Origin of the sequence: Pedobacter sp. MR2016-19, from assembly GCF_014947265.1 — a bacterium.
Lineage (GTDB): Bacteria > Bacteroidota > Bacteroidia > Sphingobacteriales > Sphingobacteriaceae > Pedobacter.
In genome coordinates this window covers 285,926-298,285 of the sequence record NZ_JADCNK010000004.1, presented here as the reverse complement: position 1 = coordinate 298,285, position 12,360 = coordinate 285,926, and the positions used below count along the sequence as shown (strand labels likewise).

General features: G+C 39.4%; 7 protein-coding genes. All 7 read right to left on the bottom strand.

The genetic code is table 11. The annotated features are described in order from the left end of the window. Positions 1-106 precede the first annotated feature (106 nt). Positions 107-1,255 carry an AhpC/TSA family protein gene (locus IM793_RS08300; RefSeq protein WP_193420550.1) on the bottom strand — a complete coding sequence of 383 codons (1,149 nt, stop codon included), beginning with the start codon at positions 1,253-1,255 and terminating at the stop codon, positions 107-109. 10 nt (positions 1,256-1,265) lie between these two features. Then, a complete protein-coding gene (locus tag IM793_RS08295) occupies positions 1,266-2,897 on the bottom strand; it encodes a S41 family peptidase (protein ID WP_193420549.1) in 1,632 nt (543 codons plus the stop codon). A 4-nt stretch (positions 2,898-2,901) separates the two neighbouring features. Further along, positions 2,902-4,899: a TlpA disulfide reductase family protein gene (locus IM793_RS08290; RefSeq protein WP_193420548.1), complete on the bottom strand. Its 1,998-nt coding sequence runs from the start codon at positions 4,897-4,899 to the stop codon at positions 2,902-2,904. 12 nt (positions 4,900-4,911) lie between these two features. Then, on the bottom strand, positions 4,912-6,285 hold the full coding sequence (locus tag IM793_RS08285; RefSeq protein ID WP_193420547.1) for a RagB/SusD family nutrient uptake outer membrane protein: 1,374 nt from the start codon (positions 6,283-6,285) through the stop codon (positions 4,912-4,914). Between the two features lie 5 nt (positions 6,286-6,290). Continuing rightward, on the bottom strand, positions 6,291-9,785 hold the full coding sequence (locus IM793_RS08280; protein ID WP_193420546.1) for a SusC/RagA family TonB-linked outer membrane protein: 3,495 nt from the start codon (positions 9,783-9,785) through the stop codon (positions 6,291-6,293). A 260-nt stretch (positions 9,786-10,045) separates the two neighbouring features. Further along, positions 10,046-11,230: a FecR family protein gene (locus IM793_RS08275; RefSeq protein WP_193420545.1), complete on the bottom strand. Its 1,185-nt coding sequence runs from the start codon at positions 11,228-11,230 to the stop codon at positions 10,046-10,048. 101 nt (positions 11,231-11,331) lie between these two features. Further along, positions 11,332-11,910 (bottom strand): RNA polymerase sigma factor, encoded by a 579-nt coding sequence (locus tag IM793_RS08270; RefSeq protein ID WP_193420544.1) that lies wholly within the window; start codon positions 11,908-11,910, stop codon positions 11,332-11,334. Positions 11,911-12,360 lie beyond the last annotated feature (450 nt).

Genomic DNA, 12,360 nt, shown 5'->3' with positions numbered 1-12,360 from the left:
ATAACTCTACCCTGTATTCAATTGATATGCCAGAAACAAATGATAAAAAAAATGCAGGCGACATCCATCAACCTGCATTAGTCATCATTAACTAAAAAAACTTGTACTACTTAGACTTATTTTCATAAATCTCTTTTATTTTCGCTTCCAGTACAGGGCCGCGAAGATCTTTGGCAATAATTTTTCCTTTTGGATCGATTAAAAAATTCATAGGGATAGCTTTAACATCATATTTAGCCGCCGCCTCGTTTTCCCAGCCTTTTAAATCTCCAACCTGTTTCCAGGTCAGTTTATCATCAGCGATGGCTTTAAGCCATTTTGCTTTATCAGCAGCCTTATCCATTGATACGCCTAAAATTTCGAATCCTTTTGATTTATATTGTTCGTAAATCTTAACAAGATTTGGATTTTCTCTCCGGCATGGTGCACACCATGATGCCCAAAAGTCGACCAATACATATTTTCCTTTATAATCAGAAAGTTTAACCATTTTACCGTCTGCATCAGGTTGAGAGAAATCCTGCGCGTCTACGCCTTCCTGTGTTTTTTTAAAGTGAGCAATACGCTCAGCTACTTGCTTTCCAAAAAAAGAAGACTTCAGTTCAGGAGAAATATTGGCGAAGATTTTTTCCATCTCTATGGCATCGAAACCCGGACCTAAGGTTGAATTAAGCGCCATCAAGGCCATATACTTATTCGGATTTTGCTTCACATAATTAATTTTGGCATCAAAAATCTCTTTCTCTATCACTTTCGCTCTTTTTTCCAGATCCATGATATAGGTTTTATCCTGTTTTTTAGCTTCTGGCTGATCAGCAAATTCTTTTTCCAGACCTTTCAGTTTTCCATAAATAGGAGCTAAAAGGGCATCCACTCTGTTGCTTTCATCAGTTAAAGTAGAACCTTTGATTGTAGCGGTTTTAATGGAATCTTTTCCGGTAATGGTGATATTCTCGTTTCCTAGAATGATTGCCATGCCATCAATTTTAATGCGTCGTCCGGGTGTATCGATGGATTTGTCGTGTTTCAGGCGAAGCGTAGCCTCCATTGGTGAAGGAACTGAACCTTTAAATGTGAAAGCCCCGTTAACCAGTTCTACTGAATCTAGTTTTTCCTTCCCTTCCAGTTTAGTTAAGAGAAAGGCTTTTGCAGGTTTGCCCAGTTTGCCGATCTGGCCTTTGATCACATAGCCTGTTTGTGCAGAGGCAACAAAAGCACTAATCACTAATGTTGCTGCCAATAATGTTTTTTTCATGGTTTATAGATTATTTTTTCGTGATTTTGGATGGAGCGGTTGTATTTTTAGAAGGTTTAGCTTCCAGGAATTGATTATAAATCTTTTGGTTATTTAGGATATCCAATGCTGTACTAAAAGCGGTACTCGCTGCATTTCGAACGCGAAGTGCGTAGCCTTTACCTAAGTAGAGCATATCGGCCATTTCTGCCTTTAATTCTACAGCAATGGTTTTTCTCGCTACCTTATCCGTTACCGGTGGTAGTTTAAGACCCTGTTTAATCGCGCTGTTCATGATCTGATCAATCATTTGCTCATCTATGTTAAAGGAATGATCAAAAGCATCAAAGTCAGCATATTTGTCTGTTAAGTTTTTTCGGTTTTGTTGTACATAATTGAAAGCCGACTGGGTTACCCGCCCGCTGTTCATCAATTTATTTAACCATGCACTGTAAATTGCCGTATCAATTGGTATGAACTTATCAGGCATAATCCCGCCCCCACCATAAACCGTTCTTTTATTCAGGAGTGTGGTATGTTTTAAAGAATCCGGAAAGTTCACATGTCCTCCTTCTGTAAGTTCACCAGAAGCCATGCGTCGGTTAAAATCTTCAAAGTAATCCGTTTTACCTTTAGCATAGGGTTTTTGAATCGATCTGCCAGATGGTGTGTAGTAACGTGCTGCTGTCAGTTTGATTACTGAACCATCGCTCAGTTCAAGGCCTTTTTGCATGATGCCTTTACCAAAGCTTCTTCTGCCAATGACCACTGCCCTATCCCAATCCTGTAGAGCGCCTGTTAATATTTCGCTTGACGAAGCCGTTGATTCATCAATCAAAACCACCAGATCGCCTGTCATAAACTGGCCAAAACCACCAGTCATATAATTATCTTTTACACCGGAGTTGGTTACCGAATAGAAAACCAGTTTCTCTTTCGGAAGGAATTCATCAGCTACGCCAATAGCAGCTTCAACAAGTCCGCCACCATTAGATTGTAAATCAAGAATTAATTTGGTCATGCCTAAAGCCTTTAACTTCTTTAGTGCTGCATCCATTTCCCTTCTGGTTGACTGGCTGAAAATAGCTAACGAAATGTAGCCTACATTTTTGCTGACCATGTAACTGGTATTAATGGAGAGATCAGCGATCTGTTCCCTCATTACATTAAATTCGAGCGGTGCGGTTTGCAACTTGCGCATAATGCCTAACTTAACAGCCTTCCCTTTTTCGCCCCGCAGCAGTCGCATCACATCCTGGTTTCTTAAACCTTTACCAAAAATAGAGGCTCCGTCAACCGTACTAATCCGGTCGCCTACCTGCAAACCTGCCCTTGCTGCCGGCCCATCAGGATTGATACCCGTTATAAAGGTACTATCAGCCACCATCGCAAATGAGATACCGATGCCCGCAAAACTGCCAGCCATCTGCTCATTCATAGCTTCAATCTCTTCGCGGCTGATGTAACTGGAATGCGGATCCAGGCTGCTTAACATCGCTTTAATAGCCGCATCAACAACTTGCTCATCATTTACGGGATCTACATAATTATCCTGAATAAGTTTAAGTGCATCCTGCAATTTTATTTTCGGATTCATTTGTGCATGGGCATTATAGCTAATCAATAGCACAAGTATGCTCCACAATATTTTCGCTCTCTTCATTTTATTATTTCTCTGCTCTTAATATTTCAATCGCGGTAGATAATTCATTGCTTAACTGACTCGGACTACCGGAATATCCTTCTGAGCTGTAGCGCACTACGCCGTTTTTAACTATGATTTTGCGTGGGATAGATGACTGTTTAAACAGTGGTAAAAGGCTCTTAAATACCTGATCTTGCTCTCCTGTTGAACTAATAGCATCATGCAAAAGGTTGAAACGAAAGCCCTGACTTTTTACGTAGTTTACAGATTTAGCCTTGTAATCGCCAGATTGCATCGTGCCGATCATATAAATGCCAATTTGTGGGTCTTTAGCATACTGGTCAACCAGAAGTTGCATCCCAGGGAAAGCTTCAATGCATGGTCTGCACCAGGTTGCCCAGAAGTCGATCACCACAATCTTGTCGGCCCAATCTTTAGAATTAACCATTTTGCCGTCGGCATTTTCTAAACTAAATGGCGTGAGCGGATAATTAACCATGTTCGACATTACATGTGCCCGCATTTCATTTTTCTTGTTAGATGGCATTAAACCAGCAAGATACTGCTCATAGCCTTTTTCCTGGCCCTGGTGTTCGCTTTTATATACTTCCTTTAATTTGGCAAACATTTCAGGAGTAACCGCATTGGCTGCTACGCTGTTTTCAAGCAAGGGTTTAATGGCCTGGTCATCTTTCAGTTCGCTCAATACACGAAGATGCATGGCATTCATATCGGCGTTACCATAAGTGCCCTCTTTAGATAGGTACTGAAAAAAGTTTTTTGCTGCGGCGAAATCTTTTTGGTTGACGGCTAACGCAACATGAGTAAATAAACGATCATCCATTTGCTTATCGGCGTTTTCCTGTGCTTTTACCGCATCCCTACCGAAGTCGGTTAGATAAGACTGATCACGCTGGCGTTCCAACAGGTAAGGAATAATCTTTTTGCTCAACTCATAAAGTAATTTATAATCGGCTTTACCTGACATGGACATTTGATTACGCGTTATATTCCAGCGGTAGATTTCGTTTGCAGTTTTAAAATCAATATCCTTAAAGAGTCCTAAAAATTTTTCATTTTGCCCGTCTTCAAAGTATTGTGTTGCTAAATTTCTGTATATTGTATAGTAAACAAATTCCTGGCTGTCCGGTGATTTCTTCCATTCCATATATGGAAAAGCCTTAAGAAAATCTTCAGCACCTATTTCAAAATCCTTTCCGTATTTTCCCTCCGTATACTTTCTGAAGGCTAAAAACCTGGCCGTGCTGCTTTTTGGATAATCTTTAAAAATAAGTGATTTCACTGCTGCTGAACCACTTTCATTTTTTAACTTTTCGTAATAGCGTTGTGCCTGTGCTAAAAACTGTTCGTTAAGATTCCCATTTTTTAGTTCGCTTTTTAACAGATTATCAGCCAATACGCTGAAATCAGAAGCGGGCATGGTGAGCTGCTTAATATCCAGATAATTGAATAAAAGTGTTCTTGGGATACGCTTAGAAAGCTTTTCTTCCTTTTGCAGCAAAGAATCAATCATCTTTTGATCCTTGGAAGGACTAACAAAGCTGTTCATTGTCCAATCGCCGGTCGCGCCTGCTTTCAAACCGGCTTCTGCTAAATAGGTACCCGGAACTATTTTTCCCTTAGTATCCACAACCTGATGATAATAACCTCTGCCATTTTGAATGTCAAGTGCTTCAGGATTCTGAAGGTCATCACCCTGATAAAATTTTAAAGCAATTAATACGGCATTTTCCGGAAGCTGATAACTCCCAGTCCACATGTCGTTCTTTTTCGCTAACTGAACCGGAACAGTACTCCATTTGCTACCGCTGTATACTGCCGCGAGTGCTTTAGGCCCGTCACTAAATTCGAGATCGCCACCTTTCGGCTGGTATTGAAAGCTGATTTTCTGGTTTTGTTTTAGTATTTCGGGCTGCCAGGTTACCGTTTGTGCAGCTAACTGCTGCCCGAAAAACGGGCAAAGCAGTAGCATACATTTTCTAAAAAAATGTTTTTTCATGGATTGATTTTTCTATCTAGGATTTTGTTGCATTTCGGGGTTCAAAAGAATGTATTTGTCTCCGATAGGATATAAATAAAGGTTGCTGTTGGGTTGTAAAGTATAATTAACTCCCTTGAAACTGCGATTTTTTGTTACGGCGAAATCGTTATCCAGAGTCAGACGCTTCTGGTCAAACCAGCGCATACCTGTTCCAAAAAACTCTCTTCTTTTCTCTTCAATAACTATTCGAAGTGCATCACTGGCACTTGCCGCTGTTAACGGAACATAATTGGCGGTTGTAAAGCGCTTAATTCTCAAATTATTGACCAAACTCATCGCATCTGCAGTTTTTCCGCCCCTGGCCAGACATTCTGCTTTAATTAGCATCATCTCAGGCACAGTAGGGCCGTTACTGAGCTTGTTAAACTCATTGATCATGTATTTGGTAGATGCCCTTCCGGTAAAAGAAGCGCTAAACTGGCCCCTAAACCGACTCCCAACATCAGTAAAAAGCTTGTAACGTAAGTCTGTTGTTCCCAAAGAAGTCAGTAAATCACTACTTAGGGAAGTAGCAGCATATGCCACGCCTGCAATTTTGGAAAACATGATCTCAGGATTTAACAACCTTACCGGAATGGTTCCAGGGGCATTTTCGTAAGTTTTCAGGTCGAGTAAGACGCTTTGCAAGGCCAGGGCGCTATCTGCATATAAAGCTGCATTGTTAAAATCGCGCATATTTAAATAGGTCTTGGCAAATATGGCATAGCCCGATACTTTCGCCGGGCGTACATTATACTCTGCAACCGAAGGCAAACGACTTATTGATTTTCTTAAATCACCTAATATCTGTTTATAAACATCCGCAACAGAGGCTCTGTTGAGTTTCGTATACAAATTTGGTGTGGTAAGAAGCGGAACCCCTAAATCAGTTGATGCGGTGGCCGCGTTATATTGTTTGCCGTACGTATTTACCAGCACCAGATAAGTATAAGCCCTGTGTACCAAAGCCTCTGCATAGATCCGCTGCTTTTCCGCTTCCGTTCCGTTCTGAGATGTTAAAACGCCATCCAGAACCTGATTACATACATAAATTGTTTTATAAAGCTTATCCCAATCGGCATCGCTTTGGCTATCGGAGGTATATTTTGGCGCCCAGGTATATACATTGCCTAAAATGTCTCCAAGTAAGTTTTGCCTTGTTGGATCTGTGATTTCTATATCATCCCCTGACAGAATCGGATAAGAATAAGTTCCTTCCAGAACATCATTATTATTCATGGTATTCCTGTAATCGGAAGTATATTTTAGTGTCTGGACTGAAAGCTGATCAATCTCCACATATTTTCTGCAGCTTGCCAAAGTAATTGCTAAGGCAAACAATATAATTGAATATCTATTTTTCATGTTGATTAAAGCGTTGCATTAATTCCAAAAACATAACTTGGCGTAGGTGTTACGCTACCAAAATTTCCCGTATTGATAAATTCAGGATCGATACCATCCTTGTTTGCGCGCCAAACAATTCCCAGGTTTCTCACATTTGCCGATAGCGACAAAGATTTCACAAAGTTGCGGGGCAAGAAGCGCTGCGGAACGATGTAAGCAAGGGAAATTTGCTGTAAACGGATGTTATCGGCATTTCGAACTAATGCATCTGAAAAACGGTAGCGGTTAATGCTATTAAAGTTTACGCCTGTTATCCCGGGGATAACATCAGGATTGGCTTCATCACCTGGTTTCCTCCAACGATTAGCCAGTTCTCCCTGTCTGCCTAAAACGCCGCCATAGGCAAAATCTGTATCTGTTGGATAATTGGTCACGGCATTTTTCAGGAAAATATGGCCGAAATAACCTACAAACCTCACGCCCAACTCTAGCTGGCCGTAGCTAAAGTTATGATTGAAACCAGCCGTATAAGGCGCATAACGTCTGCCCGCATAAACTAAATCATCTTTCGTAAATGCATTGGTGAGGTTGGTTGTATTGCTGATAATGTTGTTGTTGCGGTCATAAATCTGAGATTGCCCTTTATTGTCAAGCCCTGCAAAACGATAAACGTAGGTAGCCCCTAATGGCATGCCCTCAATTGTCGCCGCTGTTCCCGCGATACTACTGGCGTTATTGGCATATCGCTGATCAGTAACCTTATTGGTGTTATAGCCAAAATTCAATATGGATTTCCAGCTGAACTTTCCAGCCCTGATAATTTCACCGTTTAAAGTAAACTCATAACCACTGCCACTTAAAGTTCCGCTATTGAAATTGAGGCTCGACCATCCGTAAGTTGGGTTGAAGGCAAAGCTTGCTAAAATCCCTGTTGTTCTTTTGATATATACATCAAAGCTTCCATTTAATCTGCCTTTAAAAAATCCAAAATCAATTCCCAGGTTGGCCATTTTTGTCGTTTCCCAACCCAGATCAGAATTGGCAGGTAAATCGATATTGGCTACTGGCTGGTTGGTTCGTGGATCGGTACCTGTTATTGCTAATATAGGCACATTTGTGCCAGTCAGTGGTGCTACACCAGCCGTTCCTAAAGTTGCACGAACGCTAAGGGCATTCAGCCATTCTGTATTCTGTAAAAATTCTTCTTTGTTCGCATTCCACCTCAAACCAACCGACCAAAATGGCACGGCTCTTTTACGCCTGTCAACTCCCAGCAATGTGGCATCGTCAAACCGCACACTACCTGTAACAAAATATTTTTCCTGATAACTGTATGATGCATTACCATAATAGGATAAATACCGCTTACGGTAAGCAATCAGACTACTTAAATTAGCACCTAAAGACTGGCCATAACCATAAATATCTGGATATACTTGCGTAGGATTAACGGTTGCGGTCGTACGTGTGTCTGCATTAAATCCGTACCTGGTTTCAGATGTATTATCCGAATTGGTTTCCCTGATTTCGGCACCAGCGATGGCATTGAACTGGTGTTTACCGCCGATATTAACGTCAGAGTTCAGCTGACCTCTTAGAGATGTTTCTGATGATGTAGTTCCATATGTAATGTAACGTCCACCCGCAAAAGATGGTGGAACTGCCCGACCATTAACAAGTGGGGTAAAGTTATTTGTAAGCAGTCTGCCTGCATAACTATTTGCATCATCCAGCGTATAAGAGCTACCAAACTGCCGCTGATTAGATATGGAAACATCAGCATTCAACCATTTCGCAATTTTGCCATTTAAACCTGCACTCATTCTCAATACATTATTTTTATTGATAGAATTTGAATAATTTAACTCATCTAATGTATTGTAAGTAAAGGGTAAATAACCTTGCCCCACCATTTGATTTGCAAAAGCATCGGTAATGATAATATTTCTGCCGATACTATTACCATTTGCATCCTGCAATAAATCATAAGGGCGTAATGCTGTAGTGCTTATTGATAGTGCATTTGTTGCAGCTGCATTATATTGCGACCTGGAGTACTGATAATTAAATAATGCCCTCAGTGTTACTTTTTTATTAAAAAAATCGGTTGAGGTATTGGCATTTACAAAGGCGTTTTCAGCAAAATTGCTTTTAAAAACCGGTATATCTTTAGTGTAATTTCCAGATATGTAATAGGTACTGCTTTCAGAACCGCCTGAATAAGAAAGGTTATACTGGTGATTTACGGCATTTTGCAATAATTTATCTTCAATCTGTTTCATTCCATCTCTCGATGCAATTTCAGCTAATGCAGCATCGCGCTGTGCAACAGTCGCTGTACCCCGTTTAACCCTGAACATCCATTCCGTTGCTTCACTATTGTTAGGTGTGTAGATCGCATTGCTCGGATCTGTTGCGATTGTTGCAACGGGATCTACAAGTATTCCTTTATCCACCATCTCCTGCTCTAAATCAATATATTGCGCACTGTTCATCCAGTGCAAATCGGCAATAGATGGATTTTTTGAAATGCCGAAAATATAACCGACATTCAAGGAAGGTGCAATCTTTTTTCCTTTCTTAGTTTCTATAACAATTACGCCATTTGCGGCTCTTGAACCCCATATAGAAGTTGCCGAAGCGTCTTTCAGGAAAGTAATCTGCTCAATATCAGCCATATTGATGTTACTGATCACTGAATTGCCAAAGGTATTGCCGGCCACCTGTTTAGTGAGGGTTGCGGCATCACTTGGATTCATTAAAGGAAATCCGTCCACCACAATAAGTGGAATACCGTTGCTCCCAGAATAATTATTTACACCACGAATCTGAACACTATTGCCTTTGATATCGAACTTTACTCCCGCTACCTGACCTTCCAAGCGCTCCAGAATGTTTACAGCAGGGTTAGCTGCCAGTTCTTTACCGGTGATAACTGTATAAGCACCCGCGGCACGCTCCTTGCTTATTTTCTGATATCCGTTTGAAACCACTGACACTTCTTCCAGCGAAGCTGAAGACTGTCGGAGTGTAACATAATAAGTAATCGTTTTCCGGTCAACGAAAATCTCCTCGCCCTTAAAGCCCAGATAATTAATTTGCAGCACATAACCATTGGCAGGGACATCATTAATCACTAAGTCTCCGTTTTTGTCGGTACTGTACATCTTATTGATTGTTTTGTTGTACACATTGGCTCCCGGGAGTGGCCTGCCTGAAGAATCCCTTACCGAAACCTTTACATCAATGGCCTTTATAATATCAACCAGCTTATCAGTTACACTTTTTTCTTTAATTACAATGGTTTTACCATCTAGCGAAAAAGAAAGGGCCTGGTTATTTAATGATTTTTGAATAGCCTCGAATACACTAACCTGATTTACATTGATGGAAACAGGTTTAGCATCCAGAATAATATTGAGGTCATAAATAATGTCGTAACCACTCTGTTTACGTATCTCTTTCAGCACGCGTTCCAATGGCGCATTTTTTTCAACAATGGAAACTTTTTGTGCCATTGTTGATGCACTGATTTGCATGAACGTTAAAAGAAGAATCGCAGCAGTTAGTCGCATAACGAGTAGCAGTTTTCGGAACTGCCGGTTAAGCAATCCGAGTGAAGTAAAATTTTTATACATTTGTTTGTTTGGTTATTGCATTCGGCCCGGGCTTCGAAATCAGGACCTTATGCGATTATTAGTTGATTAATTATTGTCGACTACCAATTATCCAGGGGTGCCGCCAAGCACTTCTGGTTTTTTTTGGAATCGTTTTTAATTTATTTAGAAACGATTACCCTCCTTCCTTCAAGTTTAAAGTGTACTTTTCCTGTTAACTGAATATGGTTGAGCACTTCTGAAATATTTGTGCCTCTCGACATCCAACCGCCCAGCATTAAATTTTCTGGTGCAGTTTCTTCATAAACTATTTCTACATCATACCATCGGGCTACCTTTCTCATAGCGCTGCGTAAATCTTCTCTAAATACAAACGCTCCATTTTTCCAGGCAACCGCCATTTCAGTATCTGCCTCTTGTACCTGTATGCTTTGATTACTCAGCTTTGCCAGTTGACCTGGTTTGAGCAATGTATTTTTGTTATCATTTAAAGCAACGCTTACGCTTCCTTTAAGTAAAGTAGTTTTAATAAAAGGCTCATCCGCATAGGCATTGATATTGAAATGCGTTCCCAGCACCTGCACCTTTTCTGATTGAGCATTGTTTTTAATCACTGATACCGAGAAAGGCACTCTCCCATTAGTTCCCTCTATATGCGCAACTTCAAAATATCCTTCGCCAGTTAAGACTACATTTCTTCCACTTGCCGCAAAAGTTGTCGGATATTTTAAAGATGATCCTGAATTTAACCAAACTTTTGACCCATCAGGCAGTATAATAGTATATTGTCCGCCAATAGGTGTAGTAATGGTATTAAACCCAACACTTTTACCTTTTGTATTTAAAGCCTTATAAACCAAAGTTCCCTCTGAGGATTTTGTAATTTCAATTCCAGCTTCGGTTGCAATTTTGCCAACAGCATCCTTATTTAAATCAATTACCCTACCATCAGATAAAGTTAATATTGCCTTATCAGTACCAGCAGGCAGGTCATATTTTTTTTCAATAACAAACCGATCATGAGTGGTAATGTTATTCTTAAGCATCAGGTAACCTATTCCAGCGATCAATAATATGCTTGCGGCAATTCCTATTGAAATTATTCTTTTATATGAACGGTTTAACTTTTGAACCTTAGGCAATTCCGGTGCTGTTTGTGAAACATCGGAAAGAATTTTGGCCCAGATTTTGGCTTGTAACTTTTCATATTCTATTGGTGGTGGATCAACAGATTTATTTTCTTCAGCTTTTAACAAATACCAGGTTTCAAGCCGGGCATTTTGTTTTGCTGTAAGTTTATTATCAAGATAGTCTCTGATAAATCCACTTATAGTTTGTTTGTTCATGTTTATTACAGGTAGTATAATAGTATGACAGCTAGCTCAAGGCAATGTTGTATCCAATATTAAAAAAAAGTTACTTTTTTATTAATTTATTGAAAACAGCGCTATAATGAGATAAAGAAAGAGGGTAAATGACTACCAAATTTGGTTCGCAATGTAGAAATAGCTTTGTTCATTTGCGTTTTAACAGTAAGCTCAGAAATATCCATAATGCCCGCAATTTCTTTATAGGAAAGATTTTGTTTTCGTTTTAGCTCGAAAACCTCACGCATTCGTGGAGGTAATTTTTCAATTTCCTCTTCAATTAGTTTAGTTAAAATGCGTTCTCTAATAAGATGATCAGTGATTTCCTGTGCCTGATCCAAAAATTGACCAAGATCGGTTAAATAAGCATGATGCACTTGATTTTTACTAAAAAAATTCAAAATTGCATTTCTGGTAGAAACATAAAGATAGGCACCAAGTGAAGTATTGGACGGCAATTGAGGTGCTTTCTGCCACAACTTTGTAAATACCTCCTGAACTACATCCTCACTCTCGTTTTCTTCTTTGAGCATCCGTAGCGCATGTTTGTACAATAATGGCCAGTATCTGTTATAAATTTCTGAAAAAGCCCTGTTATCCCGATCTATTAATAGCGAAAGTAACTTGTCGTCATCATATGTGGCATAGTCTTGGTCCATTGATGAGTAAAAATAGAACTTATTTATTGTAAATAGAAATAGGTAAAAAGCACACCAATAACAATATGATAATGATTCGGATATAATCTTGTTTCTTAATTGAATATTATTCAGAATAAATAGCCCAATATGCTCAACGTTAAGTATCCGCCTTTATCCATTGAAATATTTAATATTAGATGAGTGTGGATTTTTTAATCTGGAAATAAATAATGTTATGGAGAATACTGAAAAGAAACCCTCATTTATCCGAAACGGCAATCAATTTTGTTTAGAGTTATTGGTAATGGAGAACTGTTATGCAAACATACTATCTCCCAGGACAGTAAATTATCGTTAATGTTAAATCATTATAAAGCCATTCTTTATTTAATATTAAAAATTTATTATAGTCTGCTTTCTATAAATAATAATGAAACTTTTAATATCAATTACGTTTCAATTGACGTT

Bases quoted from the DNA above. Each gene is read 5' to 3' on its own strand.
- IM793_RS08280 (WP_193420546.1), bottom strand. From the start codon at position 9,785: ATGGCACAAAAAGTTTCCATTGTTGAAAAAAATGCGCCATTGGAACGC.
- IM793_RS08300 (WP_193420550.1), bottom strand. From the start codon at position 1,255: ATGAAAAAAACATTATTGGCAGCAACATTAGTGATTAGTGCTTTTGTT.
- IM793_RS08290 (WP_193420548.1), bottom strand. From the start codon at position 4,899: ATGAAAAAACATTTTTTTAGAAAATGTATGCTACTGCTTTGCCCGTTT.
- IM793_RS08270 (WP_193420544.1), bottom strand. From the start codon at position 11,910: ATGGACCAAGACTATGCCACATATGATGACGACAAGTTACTTTCGCTA.
- IM793_RS08285 (WP_193420547.1), bottom strand. From the start codon at position 6,285: ATGAAAAATAGATATTCAATTATATTGTTTGCCTTAGCAATTACTTTG.
- IM793_RS08295 (WP_193420549.1), bottom strand. From the start codon at position 2,897: ATGAAGAGAGCGAAAATATTGTGGAGCATACTTGTGCTATTGATTAGC.
- IM793_RS08275 (WP_193420545.1), bottom strand. From the start codon at position 11,230: ATGAACAAACAAACTATAAGTGGATTTATCAGAGACTATCTTGATAAT.